Origin of the sequence: Chryseobacterium wanjuense (assembly GCF_900111495.1) — a bacterium.
Classification (GTDB): domain Bacteria; phylum Bacteroidota; class Bacteroidia; order Flavobacteriales; family Weeksellaceae; genus Chryseobacterium; species Chryseobacterium wanjuense.
Window position 1 is genome coordinate 262,461 of the sequence record NZ_FOIU01000002.1, and the last position, 26,371, is coordinate 288,831.

Here is a 26,371-nt window from a genome sequence, read left to right on the forward strand (position 1 = left end):
ATGAAAAGACATTTAATAATAAAAGCATTATCGATAGCCGGCTTATTGCTTGTAGGCAAAATGGGATATGCACAAACCAATACTGAAAATTATGTGCAGTCCAAAACCTGTTTAGATGCAGACTGTGTAAAGAAAGCAGAAAACGTTCAGTATTTTGACGGGTTGGGAAGACCCAAACAGGAGATAAGCATAAAAACATCTCCTTTGGGAAAAGATATTGTTACCCATATCGAATATGATCAGTATGGAAGGCAGACCAAAGACTTTCTTCCTATTCCCCAATCGGGAACACAGAATGGGGAGATCTACACCTCCCCACTCGGTAATGCTTTCTCCACTTACGGTTCAGAAAAGATCTTTGCTGAGAAAGTATTGGAAAACTCACCATTAGACCGGATCCAACAGCAGATTCAGGTCGGAAATGACTGGACAGGTAAGCCTGTAAAATTTGATTATCAATTCAATACGGCCGCAGACAAGGTAAGAAAATTCACGACTACTACCATTTGGGAAAACGGAGCAACTAAAACCACGTTAGGGGAAAACTGGCTGTATGCCGATGCCCAGCTGTATAAAAACTCTGTAAAAGATGAAGACGGAAATCAAACCATAGAGTTTAGAAACGGACAGGGACAAACCATATTAGTAAGAAAAGTAATAGCCAATGATGAATATGCAGACACCTATTATGTGTACAACAAATACAACCAACAGGCTTATGTCATTCCTCCATTGGCAAGCATCCGTGGAGATATTGCCACAAGTGTTGACAGACAGGAAGAATTATGTTACCTATACCGCTATGACCGAAGGAATCGTCTGGTCGAAAAAAAGATTCCCGGAAAAGGTTGGGAGCATATGGTATATGATAATGCAGACAGGCTAATTTTCACTCAGGATGAAGCTATGCGTCCTTCTAGTAAATGGTTTTTTACCAAATATGATAAGTTAGGGAGAGTAATTATTACAGGAATTGTCGCGGGCAGCACTAGAACCAATATGCAGACAATGATCGGTAATGGAATAATAACAGAATCTCCCAACTCAAATGGTTTTACTAAAAATGGAATGCAGATTTATTACAGCAATGATTTTTTTCCTTCTTTTGAAAAAGCACTAACCGTTAATTATTACGATACTTATCCCGCAGGGGCACCTGCAATGCCACTCCCAATTTTTGGACAAGAGATTTTATCTCAGGATGCTCAAAATTCATCGATAAGTACCAAGAGCTTGCCGACAGCCTCTTATGTAAAGAATATCGAAGATGACATCTGGACAAAAAACTACTCTTACTACGACACCAAAGGAAGAGTAATCGGAACTCATTCCATTAATCATTTAGGAGGCTATACCAAAACCGAAATCGAGCTTGATTTTGCCGGAGTTCCTCAGAGAATGAACACCTATTATGCAAGAAAAAACGGTGAAAACGGGGTAACAGTACAAGAACGTTTTGTATATGATTCTCAAAACAGGCTTTTAAAACATTATCACAAAGTAGATGACAAGCCTGAAGAATTGTTGGCTGATAATACCTATAACGAACTTTCTCAGCTCAAAAGCAAAAAAGTTGGAAACAACCTGCAAAGTATTGATTATGCCTATAATATCAGAGGGTGGCTCACTGATATTAATAAAAACGAGATGCCTTTAGCTGATTTGGGTGGAAAACTATTTTCTTACAAAATAAAATACACTCAAAAAGATGGAATCATCAATCCTGATAATACGTTATTCTCAGGAAAAGATGTAAAAGCCAGATATAACGGAAACATTACAGAAGTAGATTGGAGAGCCGTGGAAACTTTAGGCGTTAATCCGTCTTCTACCCCAAAAAGATATGGCTATGCCTATGATTCGTTAAACAGATTGACGGCTGGTTATTACCAAAACCCGAATAACCCATACAGCAAAGAAAGTACGGAATCATTATCATATGATCTGAATGGAAATATCAGCAACCTGTACAGAACTTCCGTAACGGAATTTGGCAGCAACACCGCAACGGTAATCGACAATCTGAATTATGCCTACGCAGGAAATCAGGTAAAAACAATCAATGATGCTTCCCAGAACCCGACAGGATATGAAGGCGGCGGAAATACCATCACTTATGACCAGAACGGGAATATGCTGAGTATGCCGGATAAAGGAATCAATTCTATCCAGTACAATTACCTGAATCTGCCTAATAATTTACATCTCAATAGATATGGAAATGAAGATGTTACCATCAGTACCAAATACAGAGCAGATGGAACCAAGCTAAGAAAAGAGAATACAACCGTTACGACAGGTTTTAGCGGCAGTACAACGACAGTAAGCGTTACGGATTATCTGGATGGCTTCCAGTATTTCTCTTCCGGTACTTTGACGCCACCAAGTGGAGGTTTTGACATGTTTTCCATGAGGGCAATGCAGCCACAAGCATTTAGCATTGATACTCCGATTACGGTGCAGGACCCAACGATTCAGCCTATTGACGGAAGTACTTTTGCTCTGAAAACTCCTGATCTTCAATTTTTCCCTACGGCAGAGGGGTTTTATGACTATCAAAAAGATCAGTATATTTACCAGTACGTTGACCATTTAGGAAATGTAAGGGTTTCTTACACTAGAAACAGCGCAGGTGCTCTTGAAATCACAGATTCTAATGATTATTATCCTTTCGGGATGAATCATTTGAAATCGGGAACAGCGTTCTTTGGACAAACAAGCTATAAAAACCATAAATATAATGGGGTGGAGCTTCAGGAAACGGGGATCTATGCAACAGACTGGCGTGGATATATGCCTGATATAGGTAGATTTGTAGGGATGGATGCCCTTGCGGAAGATTATGCAGACCAGACGCCTTTCCATTTTGCAATGAATAATCCGGCCAATTATGCCGATCCTACAGGATTGTACAGCGTTTCTCAGGGAGGTGACAGGATAGACCTCGACCCTAGTGAGTTTGGAGCTTTCTTTAAGAAATATAAAAATGGCATCAATGGTCCTATAGGCAGTGTATTCAACGAGATACAAACCAATACCAATGATTATTCTCTTACCCAGAATATTCCCGAGCTTGTACTTACAGGAAACAGTTCCGGATGGGGAAGCCAGATGCAGAGCCATTATAACTCCTTTATGAAAAACTGGCAAGCCGATCAAAATCTAAGTGAAGCCAGAACAAGACTCTATGGCGCAATAGAAGACACTAAAGTAGGGCAATCTGTTTCTGCAGCGGAGAATTTCTTATTTTTGGAGTTGCCGGCATCTATGGTTGGTGGGGAATTTTTGGCAGCAGGTTGGAGAGCAGCAGGATTGAGTCGCTATCTATGTGGACCATTAGGAAGAGTAAGCAACGGATTATTAAAAATATGCTTCACAGAAGGAACTCTGGTAGCCACAGAAAAAGGCAGTAAAAAGATTGAAAACATCAAAGAAGGCGATCTTGTATGGAGCTACAATGAAGAAACAGGCAAAAAAGAACTGAAAAAAGTAGTTGAGTTATCCCGCAATACTTCTTCTTCATTAGTGAAAATCTCTGTAAACGGCACGGAAATTACCTGTACGCCGGAACATCCTTTCTATGTAAACGGAAACTGGGTAGAAGCCAAAAACCTAACAAAAGGTACACTTCTAACTACTTTAGACGGAACAACTTCTCCTGTAGAATCTATCAAATTCTTGGATAAAAAGGTAAAAGTCTATAACTTTGAGGTTGAAGGTAACCATAATTACTATGTTTCTGAGAAAGGGATTTTAGTGCATAATGATTGTTCTTTAATGACTGAATTTATGGGTCATTTCGGTAAATACGTTTCAAACATCGATGCTAGTATTAATATGGGATGGTTTACAGGAGATGTTATGGAACTGCAGGTTAATGCTATATTACGAAGCTCAAGTGCCCCCAGAAATGGTGTAATGAAAGCATTAACAGAAACGGCTGAAGGTATGGCAAGAAAACATGGAATGAGTGAAGTTCGTATACAGTTCAATATGGTTCATAATTCTTTCCTTAAGCATGGAGGATGGGCAGACGAACTGGGATATTATTTTAGTAGAGAGGGAGATACAGTTTTTTGGGAAAAAGTTTTACATTAGTATGAAAGCAAAAGAATTTAAAAAAGAGGTTTTGGAAATTACTCTTAGAAGTGTTGATAAAAAACCTGAAGATTGGACAACATTTAATGATAAAATGCACACAATTTTATTAGAGGATAATTATGTCCCAACAAAAGCATCTCTATTGTCAAATGAATTACCAATATTAGAGTGTGATTTACATGACTCTTATTTACTTGTAACTTCAGATAGGGTTATTTCCATTATCAATAATAAATATGATGAGATTTATCCAAATGATTTTTATGAACTTTGTAATGATTATGAAAAGTTTAATTATAAAAAAGAAGGTAATTATCCCAAAACTAATTTTATATGTATTCAGAAAATAGATGGATTTAAAGTTCTATTAAAAATAGATTCTAATTATCCTGCTTTTTTTACTAAAATATTAATTTATAATATTATGTTATATAAGAAAGAAGGAAGATGGTTTTTAAATCCAAGGAACAGAATGTATTAGTAAAAATATTTTGATAACTAAATAAACAATGAAAAAGAGATTGATTTTTGATCAATCTCTTTTTATTAGAAAAGTAAAAGTTTATAACTTTGAGGTTGAAGGCAACCATAATTATTATGTTTCTGAGAAAGGGATTTTAGTGCATAATAACTGTGAATGGTTAGAGAGGCAACAGTTGGTCAAGCTAAAAATTGGATTTCTACCGAACTTGGAATGCAAAGCGTTAAAGCAATAGATGACATAGCAGGCAAATTAGCTAAAAATGATCCTTTTGTATTTTCTCAGCCAATAAAAGTTGTTCAAGCAGAAGGTAAAACATTCATTTTGAATGGTCACCATAGAATAGAAGCAGCAATCAAAATGGGATATGAAGGCTCTATTCCATATCAAAGAATACCTGCAAGTCAAATTTCCCAACATTCAGGGTTTAGTAATATAAGTGAACTTCTTAAAGCGTTTGGACATTAAAAAATAAAAAATGGATAACTCGAAAATATATAATTTTATACAATCATACGGAGCAAAATGTATTAAACTAAATTTTGCACTCATCTCCAATTTTAAATTAAATGAGATTTTGGATTTACAAGATATCAATCACTTTATTTTACCGCTACGAGCTAGTAAATTAAAAATTATAAGTCATGAAGGGAATTTTATTTTAGAAAATGAAGATGTTGAATATCATATTCATGGAACAGGCGTAACTTTTACTATTAATGAAATAAAATATTCATTTAATATTGAACCAATAAACGAAAGTGTTCTACCTGTTTTTTCTATATCATCACTTTATGATTATATTACACTAGTTTATACGAAAATGAGTCATAATGATTTTACGGCTGTTATCAATCAATTAGTCGAGAAGAGACTTCTCATTAATATCCATGAAAATGTATTGAGTTATTATATACCACAATTAGAATTTTCTAAAAATAATTATCAATAAAAGTTTGGAATTGCTACCTTTTTTAGGACAAAAGTTTTATACTCCTTATACTCTATAAGTTGTGAGAGTGTTATAAAGAATTAGGGTATTGAAATCAATACCCTAATTTCAATAAAAATGTTTCGCAAGAAACAGCGCAGGCGCTCTTGAAATCACAGATTCTAATGATTATTATCCTTTCGGGATGAATCATTTGAAATCGGGAACAGCGTTCTTTGGACAAGCAAGCTATAAAAACCATAAATATAACAGTAAAGAGCTTCAGGAAACGGGGATCTATGCAACAGACTGGCGTGGATATATGCCTGATATAGGTAGATTTGTAGGGATGGATGCCCTTGCGGAAGATTATGCAGACCAGACGCCTTTCCATTTTGCAATGAATAATCCGGCCAATTATGCCGATCCTACAGGATTGTACTACGAGTCTCCAGGGAAAGACAGGATCGATCTTGACCCCAGCGAGTTTGGCGCTTTCTTTAAGAAATATAAAAACGGTATCAATGGTCCTATAGGCAGTGTATTCAACGAGATAGAAACCAATACCAATGATTATTCTCTTACACAGAATCTTCCCGAGCTTGTGCTTTCTGCCCCTAAAAGCTATCAGGGAAATGCCGCCCTTACTGGTTTAACGTTGAGTTTTGGGATTCAGCAGCACCTGTCTACCTATTTGGGAATGCAACAGCAACCTTTTGATCGAATGGCATGGGTGAGAAATGATAGAGGAGTTGACATGATTGGAGGTCTTAATGATCCCATTGGTATTTTTGATATAGCAGGACAAATAATGAGTAACTGGGAGCCTGAAAATAGATACCTTGCGATGGGCGTAGGGATTCTGGCGGCGGTTGCTTTAAAGAAACCACAGTTAGCCTTAGCGGAAGAAAAAGCTACCTATTATTCAGTTGCTTATGAAATGAAACTTTCTGAAGGTTCTTATCCTGGGATATATAGAGGAGGTCATTTTCGTGAAGCAAATAAAGCACTTGAAGCTGCCATGGTATCAGATGCAAAATTTGCTTCGGGCATTGAAAATCTTGGAATTACTATTCCAAGATCACCAGCAGGGTCTATATTAGGGAAATCTCCAACGAATTGGGTTTGGCATCATCACGTGGATGAAGGTATAATGCAGCTAGTTCCTAAACCACAACATACTGTTGGAAGCTCATTTTGGAGTATTATGCATCCCGGAAATAAAGGAGGTTTTTCAATTTGGGGAAAATAAGAAAAATTAAAAATAATATTTATGAATTTAATTGATTTAATAAGTAACATTGACGAGGTTGATGAAGATTCAATCATTTTTTTAAAAGATCTGAATGATTATAAATCAGATATAATTCTGTCATATCCGGAAGACGGAGATAATGGGATTAAAAAAGAGAATGATACTGAATATTACTATCTTATTGAAGTCTTTTTAGCAAAAGAATTTATATCTGATTGGATAGATAGCTTAGATTATTCACCTTCAATAGAAGACATTGCTAAAAGATTGTATGAATATGGAATAAATGACGCTTAATATGAATATGTAACAATAGCATTTTAAATAAATAGAGTATTGATTTTTCAATGCTCTATTTATCAATAATTTTGATACTTACAAAGCATTTTCAACCGGTTTACAACAAGATAAAATATTGGGAGCTATGCATTCTTATGATAAACTTCATTTTAATGTGACAGGATTTAGTAAATATCAATTCTCAAAGTTTAAAGCTGGCAGTTTTGTAGGAAATAGGAATGTGACTAATTGGGAGATGCACGAAGTATTTAGTAATCCCACCCTATTAAATAAGACACAATTTTACAGAAAAGTTGGAAACAATTATGAAATATTATCTAATTTTTCACCATATGGTTATTAATTTATAATACAATATTATGAAAACACTTTATAAATCGAACAGAAAATTTAGAATATGGGCTTATATGGTAAGTCATTCTTCTCTGATTTTGCGTAGTGAAATGAAATATCCTGATCAAGATGATTATGCCGAAAGTATTTCGTCTAATATAGATATAGAATTTTGGGCAGTGAGTTACATTAATTTACCGTCTGACCTTTTAGGCATAAATATCAGAGAGATTACATCAGAAGCATTACCTAAAGAAATTAATAAAGATCTTTTAATATTTGATATGAGAATATTTGAGCTTAAGTCAGACGAATCTAAATATTATGTAATTGCAGGAGGAATATTAATTGGTGAAAATAAATGGATTAACCAAGATAGGATTTTCAATTATGATTCTAATCTTAAACATGATAAAATATTGTTTCAAAGTTGATAAAGGATGGTGTCCAAAAAGTTTGGACACTCCTTTATTGGAATTGCTACCTTTTTTAGAACAAAAGTTTTATACTCCTTACTCTATAAGTTGTGAGAGTGTTATAAAGAATTAGGGTATTGAAATCAATACCCTAATTTCAATAAAAATGTTTCGCAAGAAATAGCGCAGGCGCTCTTGAAATCACAGATTCTAATGATTATTATCCTTTCGGGATGAATCATTTGAAATCGGGAACAGCGTTCTTTGGACAAGCAAGCTATAAAAACCATAAATATAATGGGGTGGAGCTTCAGGAAACGGGGATCTATGCAACAGACTGGCGTGGATATATGCCTGATATAGGTAGATTTGCAGGAATGGATGCCCTTGCGGAAGATTATGCAGACCAGACACCTTTCCATTTTGCAATGAATAATCCGGCCAATTATGCCGATCCTACGGGATTGTACAGCGTTTCTCAGGGAGGTGACAGGATAGACCTCGACCCTAGTGAGTTTGGAGCTTTCTTTAAGAAATATAAAAATGGCATCAATGGTCCTATCGGCAGTGTATTCAACGAAATACAAACCAATACCAATGATTATTCTCTTACACAGAATCTTCCCGAGCTTACAATACAAGGTTCAAAATTGAAGCATGCTTTTACCGGTGATTATTTTTTTAATAGTGACAAAAATGCTATTTTTAATCATTTAAATAAGCATATTGGTGTAATGACTACCTTTAGCGAACACAAATTAGATAAAGTTGAACAATGGGCTAACTCTGATAATTTTGCGTTAAAGTTCTCATATAAGACGGTAAATGATGCTTATACTTTCGCACAGGTTTTTGATGGAGGATTAATGGAACGCCCTGAATGGGAAAGTCCGTTTGGAGGAAATTATGGTAATTTAGATGGGACTCCGAATTACCACCAGGAAGAAGGCTTTGCCAATACACTATCAACAATTTATTCTACCGTGAGAAGTTTGAAAGTAGTAAAAGAGTTTGCAGTAGAAGGTCTTAATATTGCAAGTAAGATGAATGCAGCACAATTTTCACGTGTATTTAAAGGAACTGCAATAGCAAGAGCAACTCCTGCAACAAGAGGCCTGCTAAACAGAAATTTGAATAAAGGAATTGGCTATGTAAATGGTCAGGTGGAAAGCGGTATGAAAGCACCGGCAATTGTTAAATTTTTTGGAAATATGTTTAAATCTAAAGATAAAAAATAATAATTATGGAGATTTTATTTGAAATATTCATCAGGGGTCTAGTAATAGGCTTTCTTGGTGTGAATACTAGATATTATTTTTTCAGGATTTTTAATAAAAATGTAAAAAAGAAGGATTTTGAAACCGATCAGGAGGATATAGGCGCCAGTTTTTCCCAAGGCTTTTATAATTTTTTTATTGGTCTTTTTGTATTTTCTATTTTGGCGTATGGTATTGTCTCTATACTGTATGTTTTTGATCTTCTTTAATGGAAATTTTTGAAGTTATTTTTCAGATTATTTTTACCACCTTAATAGGAAATAACATTTATTACCTGGTGAGAAAGATTATCGGTGATAAACGCAGCTATAAAGAAATTGTTAATAGCGAGAAAGAAGATGGATGGAGATACGGTACAGGAATGTTTGTAATGTTTGCATTTGTTATTTTTCTTGTTAAATGCACTTCATAGGTTTTAGAACATTTTTTGGAGGAGTGGAATTGCTACCTTTTTTAGGACAAAAGTTTTATACTCCTTATACTCTATAAGTTGTGAGAGTGTTATAAAGAATTAGGGTATTGAAATCAATACCCTAATTTAAATAAAAATGTTTCGCAAGAAACAGCGCAAGCGCTCTTGAAATCACAGATTCTAATGATTATTATCCTTTCGGAATGAATCATCTGAAAACCGGAACTGCATTTTTTGGGCAGGGAAGCTATAAAAACAATAAATATAACAGTAAAGAGCTTCAGGAAACAGGTATGTACAGCTACGGCTGGAGAGATTATATGCCCGATATTGCAAGATGGAACGGAATAGATCAGCTTTCAGAGAAGTTTCATGCTGCAAGTCCTTATGCCTATGTGCTGAATAATCCCATTTCTTTCACAGATCCGGATGGAAGAGATATTCACAGAGAAGGAGAAAACTGGTCACTTAACGGATCAGATGCAGAAAGAGCTTTTTCCTATATGCAGGGCGGTGGGAAACTAAGCTATCTAGAAAATGCTTTGTCTTCTTGGGAGACAGGAGGAGGCAACTTTGTAGGTGATAATATGTCATTTTGGGATAATTTTGGGGGAATAGATGCAATAGTACCAGAAGTAACCATTAATGCCAGAGGAAATAAAAACACATGGAACATAGGGAATAATCTTGATTTCAATCAATTTCTTATGATGAGCTTATTTACAGGTGCACAAATGGACTGGAACTTACAACAAAACAGAGCATTTTATTACAGTGAAGTAACAAGAACAGGTGCAGATAAAATAGAAAGAAATTTTTATTTAATGTTTGGAGGCGCTTTAGTTGCACCGTTTGCAGGTTCTTATATTGCAACACTTGGAGGTGAAACTGTTGCTAGTTATTTGCAAGGAGCTTTAATAAGAGGTGTCACTGACATGGCATTACAACAAACTATAAAAGGAAGTATAGACTGGAAACAAACTGGAATCAATGCTTTTATAGGAGGAGGAAAAGGTTTTGGAGCTATTAAAGTTGGTTGGTTAAATTATACAGGAAATATGGTAAATAATTTTGGAACTTCTTATTATGATGGTGGGAAAAAAGGATTTATGAATGATTTTGGTATAAATAGTATGAAAGCGTTAACGGGTATTTTTGGAATGGGAGTAGGTAATTATAATGGATTAACAAATGGCTCTTTAAATGGCTATTTTGGTACGGTCTTATTACCTGGAGTTTATTTTAATACAACAGATGTTGTTATAGAAAATAAGATAAAAAAATAAGGATGAAAAAGATAATTGATAAAAACTTTCATTTGATTCTAATTTCCCTAGTTATTATTGTAATTGGGTACTGGTATTTAAGTTCGTCAGATGGACTCAAAGATATATCAAAAAGAAAAAAATATACAATAGCACTAACAGTAAGTGATTGGCATCATAAAGATACTAATGGAATTGGTGTTGATTATGAATATTTTGTCAATAGTATAAAGTATTCTAATACAATAAATTTAGATTTAAAAAAAGGTCAAAAATATCTATTAGTTTTTGATTCAATAATACCTGAAAATAATGTTCTTTTAGATATTTATCCCATAAACAGCTTCTCTTTAGTTCCTTTAAATGGGTGGAAAATTAATGAGTTACCTATTAAGGTTGATAGTTCCAAAATTAATAATATAATCTTAGAGAGATAATCAAATCTCTATGAATAATGAATAATGAATAAAGTATAAGTTAAATGATAAGCAAACATAAATTATTTGTGATAGGCATTTTTACATCCTTCTCAATATATGCTCAAAAAACAAATGAGTATAAATTTCTAACTAAAGGACAGTATAATAGTAAAATATATGAAAAATTTGAAACTAAAGATGGAGATAAAGTTAACCTTTGGCATAAAGTAGAAGAATCTCTAGAAAATAGCCCAGGAATAGCATTTACAGAGTTTTACCTACAAATTGATTGTAAAGCAAAAGCAAGTATTTTAAAAACCTCAATTACTCATTGGAGAGATGGTACAGTTCAAAAGCTTGATGATCCATCAAATAAAGAAGTTCCAATAACAGATCTAAAATCTATACCGGGACTTTCGTATAAAAAATATTGCAGAAAATAAATTAATAACGGATAATCTCTAATAGACTGCACCCAAAAGTTTAGACAAAATAATCTTTTGATAAAAATCCCAACAAGCTAAATATCAACAATCTAGATCCTACGAAAGGACAAGCTACTTACAAAAAACGCTGCAGATTTGCAGCGTTTCTATTTATGATTTATTCATTTTTTCAGCGATTCTTCTTTTTCTTTTCCGTTCATAGATGATTGATACTATTTTACCTCCAATCCATGAAAATGGGAAAAATGTAAGGAAAATAGAGATCTTATAGAATGTAGGGTGATACGGGAAAACAATCACATCCAACATGGCTATGAAAAGCATAATGAAACCGATAAGAATAGCGTAAGCTACTTTAGCGTATTTAACGATCATTGCTGTTGCAACTCCTCCAATTGTAGTTCCCAATCCGGAAATAAACAAAAGAAAACCAAAGAAAGCATCATTATTCCGCATACTTTGAAGAAATCTTTGCCAATGCTCAAACGGAGCAAAAGCTTCGAAAGTAACCCATTGCGGAAACACTCTTATACCAAGAGTAATAATAAGTCCGGCGATCCCAAGACCTACAATAACCGCCAATGTATTTCTAAAAAAGTTCATTAATCCTGATGTGCAATCATAGAAATTTCGATATCAACGTTTTTTGGCAGACATGAAACCTGTACCGTTTCACGGGCAGGATAACTTTCTGCGTCTAGATAAGAAGCATAAATATCATTCATTACAGCAAAATCATCCATATTTTTAAGGAAGATCGTTGCTTTTACAACATTTTTAAAAGTCATTCCAGCTTCTGTAAGAATAGCTTCAAGGTTTTTCATTACCTGATGCGTTTCTTTTTCAATTCCTTCCACTAACTTACCTGTTGCAGGATCTACAGGGATCTGACCGGAGATGTACAAAACACCATTTGCCATATTGGCTTGTGAATAAGGTCCGATAGCTGCAGGAGCATTTACAGTGTTGATTATTTTTTTCATTAGAATTTATTTTGGGTGCAAATATAAAATTTATATTCTATTTCTATAATCAAATATCAAATCTGATGCTAGAATGGTGCATTTGGTTGAGTAAAACTTCTGTCTTTGTACTTCAGGGCATCACTTAAGATATTGGCTTTGATACCAATAAAGAAGTCATACACCTTATATTGACCGAACGGAACCCAGTTGAAATTAATGGTAAAACTTCGCTGATCTCTCGAAAAACCAATTCTCGTATATGCCAATTCTTTGGTCACCAGGTCGTAATGTGTGCTTCCGTTGATATTCCAGAAAGGAGTCAGCTTAAGACTTCCGTCCAGACCAATTGAAGCCAGTCTTGTCGGTGTTCTTGATGCTGTACTTCTCGTATAGGCGTAGTTGGCATTTACATTTAAAGTCCATGCCTGATCGAAGTGAGCGTAATTATCATCATCAAAATAATAATTTTCATTCCTGATCTCCCCTTTCGCTTTATATTTTTTAGCATAATCGGTTTTCTCACCAAACAATTCGCTGCTCAAAGGATACGACAGTTGTACATTGAATCCCTGAATACTAAAATATCCAAACTCTTCCGTACGGATTCCCGTCTCTTGCCCCGGAAGGTAAATAATTTTATACGGATCAAGCGATAAACTTGTATTAACACTTAATTTATTATTAAAGAAAGAAGACTGCCCATTAATGGTAAAAATCGACCAAGGATGATCTTTCGCTGCAAAGTTGTAGCTTCCCGAAAGCCCCAATGATTCAAATATTTTAATTTTTTTCACACCTGTCGAATCACTTTTAGACTTTACTTTCATCTCGATATTGTTCCCGATATTGAATCCTAAAGCTCCCACCATTCCGCTTGACGGGCTTCCTACGATTCCTCCTTCAAAAATTGAATAAGGCGTCAAAGCACCATTCGCGTCATAGTAATTTCTGTAATATCCAAACCCTGAACCTCCAAAATCAGGAGAATAAGTAAAGCCGATACTCGGCGTCATCATATGTCTTATTGCCTCAATTGTAGAACCTTTTCTGAATTTCAGCATTCCATATAAAGTGGTCTGAATACTTGCTGTCGTGGAGAATGTAGAATATCCCGTAACCCCCTTATCAGTTTCTGTCACGACTTTATTCTGAAGAGGATCATAAAATTTATTAACGGTTTTCGTTGTTAAAGCATTATCAATATTAGCTCCTAAACTGAATGTGAAATATTTCGCAATTGTAGTATTGGTACCTAAAGCGATATTATTTTTCAGTCCTGTCTGCATTTTGTCCCACATTGCTGCTTTGAAAAGTTCGCCTTCGTCGGTCTGAACGTAATTCGTTAAATTAATTCCCGTATTTACCGTTAAATTCTCCAGCAACCCCTGTCTTACCCCTGTTTTAGATTTAAATAAATAAAACTGATTGATCGCAATATTCATTTGTGGCAAACGAAGATCAGACAATCCTGTTGCAAAATTCTGAGAATAAGAAGCCGTTCCCGTGATGGTTATAGGAAGTTTTAAAAACCTTTTGGTAATAGTTACGGTCGAGTTTTGCTGAGTGTTTAATACGTTTTGATTTAAAATATAATTGTTGTTCAGCGTATTGTTATAGAATTTTGTACTTACAATATCCACTGAAGCAGAGAAGGTAAGGAAAGGATTTGCTTTCGTATCCTGGGTATGTCTCCATGCAATTCGGTAAGTTCCTGTCTTGCTGTAATCATCCAATCCTTTGATCCCACGAACCATCGTCCCAAAATCGGCTGAGAAATTCCCGGAATAACGATATTTTTTAACATAATTCATTTCCGGCCTCAGGTTCCAGCTTCCTTTGGTATAAAGGTCTGCAAGTACTTTAAGGTCAAAGTGTTCTCCGATCGGCTGATAATATCCTAAACCATTCAGGAAGAAACCAACATCCTGTCTTTCCCCGAAACTCGGAATCAGAATACCTGCCGATCTTTTATCCGAAAACGGCAAAATAGCGAAAGGCATGATCAAAGGAGTCGGAACATTTTCAATATACATCTGGATAGGTCCTGAGATAATTGAAGATTTATTTTTTGTTTTTACCAATTTGATATTGGAAGCCTTTAGATAATAATCTGCTGCCGTATCTTTTTTCTTGATAAAATAATCGTCTGTAGTATAGATGGCCCGTCTCATAGCAAAGACAGAATCATTATACTTTTTTGTTTTTTCGGCAACAATCACCCCTTCACTTTCCTCCGTTCGGGCATTGAATGCAATAGCCTGTTTGGTTTTTGTGTTGTACTGAAACTGATCTGTTTCGTACTTTTTCCCTGCCTGAGTGATCACTGCAGGCTCTATAAATTTTCCTAAAGAATCCTGTTTTCCTCTTGCAAACATGAGATTTTTCTCTTCATCTATCGAGATATAATCTGCGTCTATCTGCACATCCTGATACTTTACCTGCGCATTTTTGTTCAGATAAATCATCTTTTTCTGGAAATCTCTACGGTTGTAATCTGCTTTCGTCTGAAGAACATCATCCAAAGCTTCTTTTTTCAGAACAATGGTATCCTTTTTGGAAATAGTATCATTCACCGCATTTTTAGGCAATTTTTCAGGCGTTTCCTGTGCTAAAAAATTGTTAAAAATTAGGATAATTAAAATTTGTAATATATTTTTGAAGACGGTTTTGACCAATTTTTTGTTTATATTTAATGTATATAATTAAGGCTCAAAATTAATATAATTTTTAAAACTGTAAGATGCACAAAGTAAATTTTAGAATAATTTTATCATTTCTCTTCATACTTCTTAGCAACTTTATTTTTTCGCAAAAGAAATTTATCATTGTTTTAGATGCCGGACACGGGGGAAGCGATCATGGAGCAAACAGAACTTATGCCGATATCGGGAGGATTGCTGAAAAGGATGTTACTCTTGCTATTACCCTTAAAGTTGGGGCAATGCTTGAGAAAAATAAAGATTTTAAAGTAATTTATACCAGAAAAATCGACGAATATCCATCACTTTCGGATAGAACCAATCTTGCCAACAGAAGCAAAGCGGATCTTTTTGTATCGATTCACTGTAATTCTGCAGTAAGAAATTCAGCGTACGGAACGGAAACTTATGTACAGGGGCCGGATCAGAACGATACCAATCTTGAAGTGGCAAAAAGGGAAAATGACGTGATCTTTTTAGACGAAAAAGATAAACAGACCTTTGGATCTTACGACCCGAGCTCTCCGGAATCTTTGATTGCCCTGAAACTTCAGCAAAGCAAATATCTGGAATCAAGTCTGCTTTTGGGAGGATTGGTTGAAGATAATTTTGTAAATAAAGACAAAAGATTTTCAAGAGGCGTTTTTCAGAAAAACTTACACGTGCTTCGTATGAATGCGATGCCTTCGGTACTTATTGAGACCGGATTCATCAACCATCCGGAAGAAAGCCATTATCTGGCATCTGATAAAGGGCAGACCGAAATTGCAGAAAGTATCTTCAATGCAATTATTGATTATAAAAAAGCGGTAGACAGAAAATCAGGAGGTCCTGTGATAACGAAAAAACCTGAACCGGACAGATTAGCTGAAATTGCTTTGAAAAATGATTTCAGAATCCTCCTTTTAAGCTCACCGACAAAATATAATGAAGGAGATCCTGCATTGAAAGGACTTAATTATATTCTTCCTATCAAAGAAAACGGACAATACAAATATTATTACGGAGTAACGAATCTTGCTTCCGTAAGAGATATCAATATTAAAACTGCGAAAGATGCAGGCTTCAGAAATGCGTATGCCGTAGGATTTATGCCTAATCAAAAATTCAACAGCGGCTACTACACCTTAGAGGTCTATGCCGGTGACAAACTGAACGGAAATTCGTTTATCCTGCAAACCTTAAAAGATGTAGAAAGAAACAAAGAAGACGGCGTATTCTACTATACCTACGGAAAAGTGTATACTCTGGAAGATGCAGTGAAGCTACAAAAAGATATTGAAGCTAAGGGAATTAAGAATTCCGTGATTCAAAAAGTATCTAAATAATATAAAATAATTTTGAAGTTAAAAAGTTAATTATTACTTTTGCAACCTCAAAATTCGGCCTATTCGTCTAGTGGTTAGGACTCAAGATTTTCATTCTTGCAACAGGGGTTCGATTCCCCTATAGGCTACTAAACTACACCACCCAATCCCTGATCAATACAAAGTTCAGGGATTTTTTTATTCCAAAAGGCAGCGGAATCTCCACGGATTTAAAAGAACATTCGGACAAGACGAATTCCGAATTTTTATTTTTGATTTCACAAATTTATCTCTTCCCTTAGATTTTGACATTCTCAACCTTCTAGCATCTATACCACAAACCTGTCATAAGATCACTACAATAAAAACTATACACGTAGAGACTTTCTTGTAGTATTTTTAGTACAAACATATAGTATGATTGGTACAAACAAGATGATCTTAACAATAATAATTAGTATAATTTTGGTACAGGAATAAAAAAACATAATAACAAAAAGACTCATAACCATACTGCTTATAGGAAATCACCAGAATTACTTAATAATTAATTCATACAATTCTTAATAAATAACTCTACTTAACCAGTAGAAAATATCTTCTACACCAATTTACCAAATACACAAAAACCAGAATTGCAGAAAACAACTTTTGGCATCGTTAAGAACATAACGGTATATCTATAACCAGAACGAGTATGGTCTTCTTATCCTATTTTAATTAAATTTTAAAACCTTGATACAATGAGAAAATTATTTGTACTTGCTATGGTATCTTTTTCTGTGCAGATCTTCGCGCAAGTAGGCGTCAATACCACAGCACCTTCCGCTTCTTTTGACATTACAGCTAAAGAACCTACCGGAACGTCCACTACAGTAGATGGCGTTTTAGTTCCGAGAGTCGACAGACAGCGTGCTCAGAGCATGACCTCAGTACCCACTTCTACAATGATTTATGTAAACAACATTGCTACAGGAAGTGCTACAGGAACAACCGCCAATGTAGATACCATAGGATTTTACTATTTTGATGGAACAGTATGGGTGAAAATGGCTACAGGAAACGGAGTTAACATTTACAATGCCGACGGAAGCCTTGCAGGCGTAAGAAATGTAAACTTAAACGGAAACAACTTAGGATTCACAGGAACCGGAAACGTAGGGGTGGGTATTGCTACTCCAACGGCAAAACTGGAAATAGCATCGGGTACAAACGGTACTTCAGGATTGAAATTTTCTAACATCAACAATTCTACTGCGGCTACAGCTAACGCTTCTGCTTTAGGGATAGATGCTGCCGGAAATGTAGTGGTTCAGAGTGCTGCACCAATACAAACAAGATTTGTTTCATACCCTGTTAATGCTACGGTTACAGAAAGCCCAACGCTTCAGATAGGAACATTAGAATTTAAAGTAATACCGGGGCAATGTTCTTCACCAGGAACAGGTCCCTATACAACAATACAAGCCAGATCAATTACTGGAGCTAATAATATTGGAATTGTTCATGGGCAATATGGCACATCACAAGCTACTGGTCAAGGTGGGTTCCAACTCAATTATCCTATTACAGTAGGAACTTCTTTCTCAACTGTTCCAGCAACATATATTGACTGTTACAATGATGGTCATAGTCAGTTCATGTACTTTTCCTACACTGACCAGACTTATTACAGAATCAATTATCATATAGCTGACGGAGATTCTTTAGGCTTCGGAGGACAAGGCTATATTTTTGTGGAATACCAGAAATAATTAAGGATATCGATTTTAAAAACATAAAAATAAATAAGTGAAGAAAAAGTTTATTCAGCTTGTTAAATCTTGCGTAAATGAATCATAGAATGTAAAATTTCCTTCTAATAAATACCAGAGGTTTCCCTCCTTTGGTATTTTTTGTTGTTACATTTACAGCATAAAAAATCTCCAGTGCTTTTTCACTGGAGATTATAAATATCTTCAAGCTTTGTAAACTTACTTGCTTCTCAAACAGAAAAGAATGATAGTATCTCTAGGCTTGTTACATTTGCACATAGTGGTACTGAATTCTGTTTTCCAGTATTCATTGTACTTCTTCTCCCCTACAAATTTTAATTTGGGACTGATTATTTTAATAAATATAACCTAACCGACAGCTAAATTATTCGTTAATTTTTTAATATGAAAAAAACTTCACCCTACAATTGAAGTAAAAATTGTCAGTAATTGACCTATAAATAATTTTCATTCCAAGATAAATTATTGTTTTGTTTCAAAGAAAAAAATATTATCTTTGCACCTCCTTAAAGGGGATTACAAGCTTTTAAAGAGATTTGGAATCGGAATAATTCCTCAAAAAGGACATTAAATTTTATATCATGCCGGATTTAAAAATACAAGAAGCGAAATTGCTTTTTAAGAAAATCCACTCTAACCCAAAAAGTTACGATTTAAAAATCAATGAAGATGGGATAACAGGCAGAGATGATAAAATAAGTTTCAGACTTTACAGGACCGGAGAAAGGGTCGCTTTTGAAGTAACGATTGACGGACTTACCTTCACCAATACTACTGGAGAATGGAACAACGCTATGATCATGCTCACCAGTACGATCAAGAAAATAGAAAGAGAAGAAGAGAATTTTAAAATAGAACAAGCGATTGATAAACTGAGAAAATATTTATCAGAAGAAAATTAAAAAATTTTTAAGATAAATTTGGTGAATAAAAAAAAAGTTTATACTTTTGCACTCACATTTGAACGATATGGCAAATCATAAATCAGCATTAAAAAGAATTAGACAAAACGAAGTAAGAAAACTTCGTAACAGATACTACCACAAGACTGCTAGAACAGCAATGAAAGTATTGAGAAATGAAGAAGATAAAGCTGCTGCTGCAGAGCAATTGCCAAAGGTTATCTCTTTGTTGGATAAATTAGCTAAGAAAAATATCATCCACAAAAACAAAGCGGCTAACTTGAAAAGCAAATTAACTAAGCACGTTAATAAACTAGCTTAATAAGTATAGTTGGCCCGTTCGTCTATCGGTTAGGACCTCAGATTTTCATTCTGGTAAGAGGGGTTCGATTCCCCTACGGGCTACAAATAATCACTGCTAACCAAGTGGTTGTTATAAGAGTTGTAAACTTATAAAAACAAAAAACTAACCCGTTATTTTAACGTTGGTAGATGGCCCGTTCGTCTATCGGTTAGGACCTCAGATTTTCATTCTGGTAAGAGGGGTTCGATTCCCCTACGGGCTACTTAAAAAGAGATTCATTTTTTTGGATCTCTTTTTTTATTTCTCTTTATGGTGAATTAGTTTTACCGTCATTTATTTTCAAATTTAAATATCATAATTTTTTAATTTTCTAATCAATTTCTCTATCTAGACCCCTTATTTGGTATTTCAGTTTGCCCATTCATTCACATTTCCTAAGTATTTGTCTCGTAGAATATTCTTGATAAGTAAGATTTTGGTTAAAATTGTTCTAAATACTACTTAATCAATTTATCATTCAACAGTAAAAAAATATGGTTTTTAACGCCTTGTTCTATTCTCTAGAGCCATCAATTAAATTAACAAAAAAAGCCCCCACCAAAGGCAAAAGGTGGAGGCAAACAAAATTGGATATGCTACTAAAGATTAGTTTTTAATCAATTTCTGTTGATACACTGCTTTATCAGTTTTTGCTGTCAGGATATACACTCCTTTCGGAAGCATCCCTACATTGATCTGCCCATTGCTGAACTGAACATTCACTAATTTACCAGCCATATCGTATACAGAAATACTTAAAACTTTCTCCTGAGTTCGGATATTGAGAATATCAGTCGCCGGATTCGGATAAATACTGAATTCTAATTTTTTAACCTCAGCTGTGGACAAGACTGAGCTTAAGCTTGTCACTGTTATCGTTTTTTCAACCACTTTTCCATTGGAATTAAAACCAATTACAATCTCTGAATTTCCGTTTCCATGAGGCGTAAGAACCAATTCATCGTTTGCGTTGATCGCTGCCGAAACAATTGAAGGCTTCGTATTTGATTTTACAGATTTCACAACCGCCGCCGCCAGATTATCCGTATCGGAAACAACAGTTTTCAAATCAATTGTTGTCACACTGTTTACATTTACTTCTGCAGGAAATGCATTGCTGACAACAGGTGCCGCATTATCCGTAAACACCGCCATCGCAGGGAACCAATAATAATCGTCCAGTTTTTTTGTATTGGTTAACACCCCGCTGTTATTATAAGTATGAATCCAGTTGTTGAGATAGTGTGCTCCAAAACCACTTTCAGTAGTATTCAAAATCAATTCGTCGGTGATAGGATTTACCCTCAAAGCAGCTCCGTAAGGAATTTGTTTGTACGTTCCTGTCTGTCCCGGAATAACTGCAAAATTTTCATTAAAAGTCTTGTTGGTCACATCAAATTTAACAATCTGGGTTCCTGAAACGAAACTATTCACAGAATTGATCCAATATAATGTATTGTTTTGATTGCTTGCACTAAAGCTTCCTGCATTCCAGGCGCCCCAAGATCCCAGGTATTTTGTTGTAGGGATATTGTAGGCTGTTGTAGCAAAATTTGAAGGATTAATATTCACCACTTTCTGATCCTGAATAGCCCAAACACTTCCGTCTTTCGCCTGAACAATCGAGTGAAACGAGCCTGAAATCGTAGTAACCACCGTATCCGTATTTGGATTGATCACCAAAATTCCCGCAGATTGCTTTACGGCAAAAACATACTGAGAAGTTCTGATCATATTTCCGATTTGCCCGGCGTACTGACTTCCTCCTCCTGTCGTAGGAATCAAACTTCCGACCTGCAAATTATCAATATTAAAAACATAAATTCCGTTGGATGTTCCGATATACCCTTTATGCTCATTCACACCGACAAAAGATCTTCCATCTCCTCCACCGATCGTATTGAAGCCAGCGATTTTCTGCATGGTCTGAGCATTAGCAATCACCAGTCTTCCTCCCGGAGTATATTGGGTATCTCCCCCGTCTGCAGCTTGTTTTGAAATAAAATAAAATTTATCTCCGTAAATCGCGCCATATTGTGTCGTCGCTCCAAAAGCCTGGTTGTTATTCACAGTGCTGTATACTCTGTAATTAACATTTCCATTGTTATTGATGAAATTCACCGATCCGTTGGTATGTCCGAACCAATCTTCATTGACCATAAAAAAACCGTCCGTAAAGACCGATTGAGCATTTGCAAAACACGTGGACAAAAAAACCGCTGCTAAAAAATAAACTTTTTTCATTTTAATTTAATTATATATTTTATTGTTGAATTTTAATTAAGATGTAGATCATAAGCTCCGGCCACTTCAGTCGAAACCTCACCTACCCATCCCGCTTCCTGGTTGATTCCTGTGTATACTTTCACAAAATCAATCCCGGGAAGTTTTACATATTTCCCGTTTCTGTCGACTGCCCAAGAAATATCGATATTGGAAGCTTCATCATTATTAGGAGCATTATCTGCATATCCGAAGTCATAGGATTTCCCGATCCAATAAACTCCCGTTCCGCTTTGATCATAAAAATTATTCTGAAGTTTTGTTCCTGTAAAACTGTAAGAAGTATCACTCAGCCACAATGGATAGTAACTTTGTGCATGGAAGGCATTTTTTGTTTTATATCCTGAATTCCCCAGATTGTCCTGCCATTTTATATATTCTACATCAGCTTCCCAAAATTCACTTCCGGCCACGGGAGGCTTATTTTCATCGGGTTTGAAGTAAGTAATACTGTAATCTTTTATGGTTGTATTTTTAAAATATTCACTCCCTGCGATTTCGTACCATTCGTTTTCATCAGGTTTTCCGTTTTTATTTCTGTCGTAGGCCACCATAACGATTCCGGGTTCACAAGATCCGGCGCGTGGCTGGCTTGCATCATTTCCCCAAAAGGCATTTCCAAGAATTTTAAAATCCCTGCCATTCATATTCGGGATGGTGTGATCGAAACCGAAAACAACGTAACCACCAAAACCTCCAAGGGTAAGCATTGAAGAACTCCCTCCTATCAAAGATTCTTTAGCCTTCTGAAGCATCTGGCTGTAAGAATCTCCGTTTTGAAACTCGGGAATTTCGTTTGTAAATTGCCCTACCGCCGGTCGAAAATCAAAAACATTGGAAATATATTTGCTGTAGGTTTCTGCTTCCTGTTTTACGATAATGGATGAATTGTATGTTTTTACCGATCCGTTAATTTCTATTTTTAATCGTAAAGGATACGTTTTCACCACCGGACTGATAAAATCCAGCTGCGAATCCTGGGAAATAATGGAATCATTAATGCTCCATGTAAAATTTCCTTCACCTTTCGTATCGATATTTAATACCTTAAAACGATCAATCGTATATGATTCTTCCAGTCCGCTGAAGCTCCATTCTTCTTCGTCTCTGTCGCTTTTACAGGCAATTGTTCCCACGAGAGCCGTTGAAAGAAGAGCGATTTTCATCATGTTAATAGAATCTTTTTTCATATTTAAATTTGATTTATTTGTATAAAAAAGTAAAGTGTGCCGGGATGTTTCCGCCTTCAGTTTTCCATTTGAAGTGTCCGTTTTTATCAAAACAATAGACAAATCCGGTGGAGACGTAATTTCTCGCATCAGTTATGTAAATATCTTCCGTGATGGGATTGACAGCAATTCCGTAAGGTGTTTTGATCATATCTACATATTCCTGATCGATGATTTTATTAGAAATAATTTCTTCGGTTTTCACATCAATGATCCCGAAAGATTTTTTGTAAGTATGGGTTGTGTAATTAAATTCATTCCCGTAATAATAAAGTTTGTCGTTCACGACGGTCATTTCACTTACCGAAACATGAAAATCTTTTTTTACTGTTCCTGTTGCTGCATCAAGTAAAAATAAACTTGAAGGAATGCCGTAATAATCACCTCTTGAAGTCACGTACAGATCGCCGTAATTGTCTTTTTTAATCCGATGAAGATTAATAGCAACGTCTATTTTTTTGGTTTCCGTAAAGGAATTTAAATCAACCACAGAAACGGTTCTGTCATAATTCGGGAATTTATATCCTCCGGAATTGGCGACAAAAAGCTGGTTTCCGACCACTTCAATTTCTTCCGGCTGATATCCAACCGTCACCTGTCTTTGAATCGCTAAAGAAGCGGTGTCAATTTCCACGACTTTCCCAAGCGGTGCATTCGGATCGAGAACCACAGGACCGGCATAACTTGTTGCATAAGCTTTTCCGTTTTTGAAAGTGATATAACGGCAGTTTTCAAGATTAATCGTCTTAATTCTCTTCGCCGTTTTTGCATCCAACACTTCAATTTTATTGGAAACATTGATGACAGCGTACAGTTTATTTCCATAAATCTGAATGTCATTTCCAACGTCGCCAAGTTCTTTGATAACATTCGGATTAATTTCAGCATAAATATTTCGGTGGTAAGTTCCTGTGGTATAATCAAAGAAATCCAGTGTTGCTTTGTTGCTTCCCATATTTCCTTCGTTCAACAAATAAAATCCTTTGATCGCCGTATTTTCCGGTGCTGCCAATCCTGATTCTGTTTCTTCACGAGTGATGTATTCATCCGTTCTGCATGAAATCAGTGAAATAAAAGCAAAAATTATAAGATAAAAGTTTAATTTTTTCATAAGGTAAAGCTTACAATAAGTTTAAAATTTCTTCCCGGCATAGGATAATTCAAAACCACATCATAATATTGGTTGAAAATATTATTGACCTCAAAACTGGCTTTAAACTGATGTGATTTTAAATTAAATCTTTTCTGAATCGATAAATCATGGGTGTACCAGGGCTGGATGTAGTTGTACTGGATATTATTCTGATTGACATCATAACGTTCGCCCACATAAACAAAACTGTAATTGAAACTCCAGTCTTTGTAATCAGACATCAGAGAAAAAGTTCCGCTGTGCCACGGCGTGTAAGGAATCTGATGCCCGAAATAGGATTCTTCCCTATCTGAAAAATCTCTTGCTCTCTGGAAAGTATAGCTTAATAATGGTCTTATTTTAACATTTCCGAATTTAAAATCTCCCTGAATATTCACATCCGTCCCCAAAATTTCAACATTTCCCAGATTCAGCATCGTCCACCGGAACATACTTCCGTTGGGGGCGGCGATGATTTTGTCTTCCACTTTATTGAAATACCCGTCAACTTTAGCATAAATTCTCTGGAAAACTTCGCTTTTAAATCTTTTTTGATACGTAAATCCAAAGTTATATTGATTGGTAAATTCCGGTTTTAAAGCCACATTTCCGATCATCGTATAATACAGATCATTGAAAGTCGGCATCCTGAAAATCCTTTTGTAGAAAGCTCTTACCGTAAAATCATGAGCATTGAAAGGTTTATAGCTAAGAAAAGCTGCGGGCGTCCATTCTGTTCTGTCAGGAGATTTTGAATTTTTTTCGACATCTTCTGAAACGAAAGTTCCTAAAACGCTTCCTAAAAATTTAATCCGTTTCCATTCATACGTCGTTGCAAAAGCAGCCAGTGTCGTGTATCGCGTCGGAAAAGAAAAATTAACCAAGTCTGCGTTCAGATTATTATATTGAAAATCTACACTCGCACTGATATCCCAATTCGGAGTGATGGAATACAAATTGGAGGAAGACACATACAGTTCTCTTTGTATATATTGATTCTGAATTTTTATGGACGAGACCGTATCAACATAATGGGTATAATCATAAGCAAACTTGGCTTTTAATTGAGTTTCCAGTTTTGGGAATATTTTTTTCTTAAAAGTTCCTTGTACGAAATAATTTTCATCGGCCTGTCTTTGACCTCTTCCGTCGAAACGGTTGTTCACGATCGCTGCAGGAATTCCACGATTTGATAAATATCCGTATCCTCTGACATTCCAGCTTCCATTATTGACTGTTCCGTTAAGGCTTGTTTCAAAACGTTTTGCATGAATATCAGAATCCATTCTTTTGGCAATTGTATCGTAAGCAATTTCTCCGTCGGGGTATTTTTTTGTGTAACGGTATTTGTAAACGCCATCACTCTGGATAAATTCTGAACTGAAGCTTGCTGAAATATTTTCCGAAATTTTCTGTTCTAAACGAAAAGACGGATTAAATAAATCAATGGAACTATTTTTAAATCTTACAACGAGATTTGTTTTTCTGTTTCCTTTAAAAATTGGAATTTTTGGTTGTAAATAAATAGAACCCGACGAACCAAAATCTTTTGCAGGTTGAAAAATTTCACTTTTTTGACCATTGTAGAGAGAAATTTCCTCCAGATCATCCAAAGAATATCTTCCCAAGTCCACGACTCCATTCTGGGCATTCCCGATTTGAATTCCATCATAAAAAACACCAACATGCTGACTTCCCATACTTCGGATATTGATTGTTTTTAAGCCGCCAATTCCGCCATAATCTTTAATCTGGACTCCCGAAAAATACCTCAACGCATCAGCAACCGACTGACTGTTGAGCCGTTCCAGCTCTTCACCCGACAACACCTGTGCAGGAAGAATTTCTTTAAAATTTTTCTTCTGAATATTGACAGGAATGATTGTATGTTCCTTAAGACTGTCCTTAGATTGTGAAAATATAAGCTGAGCAGCCAACACAAAAACTGTGATAGCCACCTTATGAAGTTGAGATGTAAAAAATTTTGTCACCATTAGCTCATTAAGAATAATGATGACGCTAATGGATATAAGAATACAACGACAAAGCACAGCCGTAAACTGCACAGAATCATTGATGTCCTAAGCTTTATTCCACGAA

Annotated in this window: 24 protein-coding genes and 3 tRNA genes; 20 read left to right on the forward strand and 7 right to left on the reverse strand. The window is 35.5% G+C overall.

Annotated elements, in window-relative coordinates; all coding sequences use genetic code 11:
- The 13 genes from BMX24_RS12945 (at position 1) to BMX24_RS13015 (ending at position 11,633) form a co-directional block, all read left to right on the forward strand.
- Entirely contained in the window at positions 1-4,098 is a 4,098-nt protein-coding gene (locus tag BMX24_RS12945; protein ID WP_170835710.1) for a DUF6443 domain-containing protein, read from the forward strand.
- A 1-nt stretch (position 4,099) separates the two neighbouring features.
- Complete coding sequence (locus BMX24_RS12950; RefSeq protein WP_089793360.1) at positions 4,100-4,582, forward strand: hypothetical protein; 483 nt, start codon at positions 4,100-4,102, stop codon at positions 4,580-4,582.
- 28 nt (positions 4,583-4,610) lie between these two features.
- On the forward strand, positions 4,611-4,817 hold the full coding sequence (locus BMX24_RS21520; protein ID WP_089793362.1) for a hypothetical protein: 207 nt from the start codon (positions 4,611-4,613) through the stop codon (positions 4,815-4,817).
- A complete protein-coding gene (locus BMX24_RS12960; RefSeq protein WP_139176844.1) occupies positions 4,739-5,050 on the forward strand; it encodes a ParB N-terminal domain-containing protein in 312 nt (103 codons plus the stop codon). Before BMX24_RS21520 ends, BMX24_RS12960 begins: the two co-directional genes overlap by 79 nt.
- A 10-nt stretch (positions 5,051-5,060) precedes the next feature.
- Complete coding sequence (locus BMX24_RS12965; protein WP_089793366.1) at positions 5,061-5,534, forward strand: DUF6896 domain-containing protein; 474 nt, start codon at positions 5,061-5,063, stop codon at positions 5,532-5,534.
- A 151-nt stretch (positions 5,535-5,685) separates the two neighbouring features.
- The gene (locus BMX24_RS12970; protein ID WP_262485643.1) at positions 5,686-6,765 is read left to right on the forward strand and encodes an RHS repeat-associated core domain-containing protein; all 1,080 of its coding nucleotides are present in this window, start codon (positions 5,686-5,688) and stop codon (positions 6,763-6,765) included.
- A 21-nt stretch (positions 6,766-6,786) separates the two neighbouring features.
- Positions 6,787-7,065 carry a hypothetical protein gene (locus BMX24_RS12975; protein ID WP_089793370.1) on the forward strand — a complete coding sequence of 93 codons (279 nt, stop codon included), beginning with the start codon at positions 6,787-6,789 and terminating at the stop codon, positions 7,063-7,065.
- Between the two features lie 362 nt (positions 7,066-7,427).
- Positions 7,428-7,835 carry a hypothetical protein gene (locus BMX24_RS12985; RefSeq protein WP_089793374.1) on the forward strand — a complete coding sequence of 136 codons (408 nt, stop codon included), beginning with the start codon at positions 7,428-7,430 and terminating at the stop codon, positions 7,833-7,835.
- Positions 7,836-8,017: 182 nt separating this feature from the next.
- The gene (locus BMX24_RS12990) at positions 8,018-9,055 is read left to right on the forward strand and encodes an RHS repeat-associated core domain-containing protein (RefSeq protein WP_262485644.1); all 1,038 of its coding nucleotides are present in this window, start codon (positions 8,018-8,020) and stop codon (positions 9,053-9,055) included.
- Positions 9,056-9,060: 5 nt separating this feature from the next.
- Positions 9,061-9,303 carry a hypothetical protein gene (locus BMX24_RS12995; RefSeq protein WP_089793378.1) on the forward strand — a complete coding sequence of 81 codons (243 nt, stop codon included), beginning with the start codon at positions 9,061-9,063 and terminating at the stop codon, positions 9,301-9,303.
- 373 nt (positions 9,304-9,676) lie between these two features.
- Positions 9,677-10,792: an RHS repeat-associated core domain-containing protein gene (locus BMX24_RS13005; RefSeq protein WP_262485645.1), complete on the forward strand. Its 1,116-nt coding sequence runs from the start codon at positions 9,677-9,679 to the stop codon at positions 10,790-10,792.
- Positions 10,793-10,794: 2 nt separating this feature from the next.
- Positions 10,795-11,208 (forward strand): hypothetical protein, encoded by a 414-nt coding sequence (locus tag BMX24_RS13010; protein ID WP_089793384.1) that lies wholly within the window; start codon positions 10,795-10,797, stop codon positions 11,206-11,208.
- A gap of 44 nt (positions 11,209-11,252) precedes the next feature.
- Complete coding sequence (locus BMX24_RS13015) at positions 11,253-11,633, forward strand: hypothetical protein (protein WP_089793387.1); 381 nt, start codon at positions 11,253-11,255, stop codon at positions 11,631-11,633.
- Between the two features lie 153 nt (positions 11,634-11,786).
- Here BMX24_RS13015 and BMX24_RS13020 read toward each other — a convergent pair whose 3' ends face one another.
- From BMX24_RS13020 to BMX24_RS13030, 3 genes are all read right to left on the reverse strand, one after another.
- On the reverse strand, positions 11,787-12,239 hold the full coding sequence (locus BMX24_RS13020) for a hypothetical protein (protein WP_089793389.1): 453 nt from the start codon (positions 12,237-12,239) through the stop codon (positions 11,787-11,789).
- On the reverse strand, positions 12,239-12,619 hold the full coding sequence (locus BMX24_RS13025) for a RidA family protein (RefSeq protein ID WP_089793391.1): 381 nt from the start codon (positions 12,617-12,619) through the stop codon (positions 12,239-12,241). Before BMX24_RS13025 ends, BMX24_RS13020 begins: the two co-directional genes overlap by 1 nt.
- 68 nt (positions 12,620-12,687) lie before the next feature.
- The gene (locus tag BMX24_RS13030) at positions 12,688-15,276 is read right to left on the reverse strand and encodes a putative LPS assembly protein LptD (protein WP_089793393.1); all 2,589 of its coding nucleotides are present in this window, start codon (positions 15,274-15,276) and stop codon (positions 12,688-12,690) included.
- 65 nt (positions 15,277-15,341) lie between these two features.
- Between BMX24_RS13030 and BMX24_RS13035 the strand changes: the two genes are divergently transcribed.
- From BMX24_RS13035 to BMX24_RS13065, 7 genes are all read left to right on the forward strand, one after another.
- Complete coding sequence (locus BMX24_RS13035) at positions 15,342-16,628, forward strand: N-acetylmuramoyl-L-alanine amidase family protein (protein ID WP_089793395.1); 1,287 nt, start codon at positions 15,342-15,344, stop codon at positions 16,626-16,628.
- A 56-nt stretch (positions 16,629-16,684) separates the two neighbouring features.
- A tRNA-Glu gene (locus BMX24_RS13040) sits at positions 16,685-16,756 on the forward strand.
- Between the two features lie 594 nt (positions 16,757-17,350).
- A complete protein-coding gene (locus tag BMX24_RS13045; RefSeq protein WP_089793397.1) occupies positions 17,351-18,361 on the forward strand; it encodes a hypothetical protein in 1,011 nt (336 codons plus the stop codon).
- A gap of 602 nt (positions 18,362-18,963) precedes the next feature.
- Positions 18,964-19,284: a hypothetical protein gene (locus tag BMX24_RS13050; RefSeq protein WP_089793399.1), complete on the forward strand. Its 321-nt coding sequence runs from the start codon at positions 18,964-18,966 to the stop codon at positions 19,282-19,284.
- A gap of 67 nt (positions 19,285-19,351) precedes the next feature.
- A complete protein-coding gene (gene rpsT, locus BMX24_RS13055) occupies positions 19,352-19,606 on the forward strand; it encodes a 30S ribosomal protein S20 (protein ID WP_076391798.1) in 255 nt (84 codons plus the stop codon).
- 11 nt (positions 19,607-19,617) lie between these two features.
- Positions 19,618-19,689: transfer RNA gene (locus BMX24_RS13060), tRNA-Glu, on the forward strand.
- 89 nt (positions 19,690-19,778) lie between these two features.
- Positions 19,779-19,850, forward strand: a tRNA-Glu gene (locus BMX24_RS13065).
- A gap of 383 nt (positions 19,851-20,233) precedes the next feature.
- Here BMX24_RS13065 and BMX24_RS13070 read toward each other — a convergent pair.
- The 4 genes from BMX24_RS13070 to BMX24_RS13085 are packed head-to-tail and all read right to left on the reverse strand — an operon-like array spanning position 20,234 to position 26,265.
- Positions 20,234-21,871, reverse strand: a complete 1,638-nt coding sequence (locus tag BMX24_RS13070; protein ID WP_089793400.1) for a T9SS type A sorting domain-containing protein — start codon at positions 21,869-21,871, stop codon at positions 20,234-20,236.
- A 32-nt stretch (positions 21,872-21,903) separates the two neighbouring features.
- A complete protein-coding gene (locus tag BMX24_RS13075) occupies positions 21,904-23,100 on the reverse strand; it encodes a cell surface protein (protein WP_089793403.1) in 1,197 nt (398 codons plus the stop codon).
- A 13-nt stretch (positions 23,101-23,113) separates the two neighbouring features.
- Complete coding sequence (locus BMX24_RS13080) at positions 23,114-24,250, reverse strand: YncE family protein (RefSeq protein ID WP_089793405.1); 1,137 nt, start codon at positions 24,248-24,250, stop codon at positions 23,114-23,116.
- The gene (locus BMX24_RS13085; protein WP_089793407.1) at positions 24,247-26,265 is read right to left on the reverse strand and encodes a TonB-dependent receptor plug domain-containing protein; all 2,019 of its coding nucleotides are present in this window, start codon (positions 26,263-26,265) and stop codon (positions 24,247-24,249) included. The genes BMX24_RS13080 and BMX24_RS13085 overlap by 4 nt, the downstream gene beginning before the upstream one ends.
- Positions 26,266-26,371 lie beyond the last annotated feature (106 nt).

Coding starts and splice junctions, on each gene's coding strand:
- BMX24_RS12945 (WP_170835710.1), top strand. CDS start 1: ATGAAAAGACATTTAATAATAAAAGCATTATCGATAGCCGGCTTATTG.
- BMX24_RS12950 (WP_089793360.1), top strand. CDS start 4,100: ATGAAAGCAAAAGAATTTAAAAAAGAGGTTTTGGAAATTACTCTTAGA.
- BMX24_RS21520 (WP_089793362.1), top strand. CDS start 4,611: ATGAAAAAGAGATTGATTTTTGATCAATCTCTTTTTATTAGAAAAGTA.
- BMX24_RS12960 (WP_139176844.1), top strand. CDS start 4,739: ATGGTTAGAGAGGCAACAGTTGGTCAAGCTAAAAATTGGATTTCTACC.
- BMX24_RS12965 (WP_089793366.1), top strand. CDS start 5,061: ATGGATAACTCGAAAATATATAATTTTATACAATCATACGGAGCAAAA.
- BMX24_RS12975 (WP_089793370.1), top strand. CDS start 6,787: ATGAATTTAATTGATTTAATAAGTAACATTGACGAGGTTGATGAAGAT.
- BMX24_RS12985 (WP_089793374.1), top strand. CDS start 7,428: ATGAAAACACTTTATAAATCGAACAGAAAATTTAGAATATGGGCTTAT.
- BMX24_RS12995 (WP_089793378.1), top strand. CDS start 9,061: ATGGAGATTTTATTTGAAATATTCATCAGGGGTCTAGTAATAGGCTTT.
- BMX24_RS13010 (WP_089793384.1), top strand. CDS start 10,795: ATGAAAAAGATAATTGATAAAAACTTTCATTTGATTCTAATTTCCCTA.
- BMX24_RS13015 (WP_089793387.1), top strand. CDS start 11,253: ATGATAAGCAAACATAAATTATTTGTGATAGGCATTTTTACATCCTTC.
- BMX24_RS13020 (WP_089793389.1), bottom strand. CDS start 12,239: ATGAACTTTTTTAGAAATACATTGGCGGTTATTGTAGGTCTTGGGATC.
- BMX24_RS13025 (WP_089793391.1), bottom strand. CDS start 12,619: ATGAAAAAAATAATCAACACTGTAAATGCTCCTGCAGCTATCGGACCT.
- BMX24_RS13035 (WP_089793395.1), top strand. CDS start 15,342: ATGCACAAAGTAAATTTTAGAATAATTTTATCATTTCTCTTCATACTT.
- BMX24_RS13045 (WP_089793397.1), top strand. CDS start 17,351: ATGAGAAAATTATTTGTACTTGCTATGGTATCTTTTTCTGTGCAGATC.
- BMX24_RS13050 (WP_089793399.1), top strand. CDS start 18,964: ATGCCGGATTTAAAAATACAAGAAGCGAAATTGCTTTTTAAGAAAATC.
- rpsT (WP_076391798.1), top strand. CDS start 19,352: ATGGCAAATCATAAATCAGCATTAAAAAGAATTAGACAAAACGAAGTA.
- BMX24_RS13070 (WP_089793400.1), bottom strand. CDS start 21,871: ATGAAAAAAGTTTATTTTTTAGCAGCGGTTTTTTTGTCCACGTGTTTT.
- BMX24_RS13075 (WP_089793403.1), bottom strand. CDS start 23,100: ATGAAAAAAGATTCTATTAACATGATGAAAATCGCTCTTCTTTCAACG.
- BMX24_RS13080 (WP_089793405.1), bottom strand. CDS start 24,250: ATGAAAAAATTAAACTTTTATCTTATAATTTTTGCTTTTATTTCACTG.
- BMX24_RS13085 (WP_089793407.1), bottom strand. CDS start 26,265: ATGGTGACAAAATTTTTTACATCTCAACTTCATAAGGTGGCTATCACA.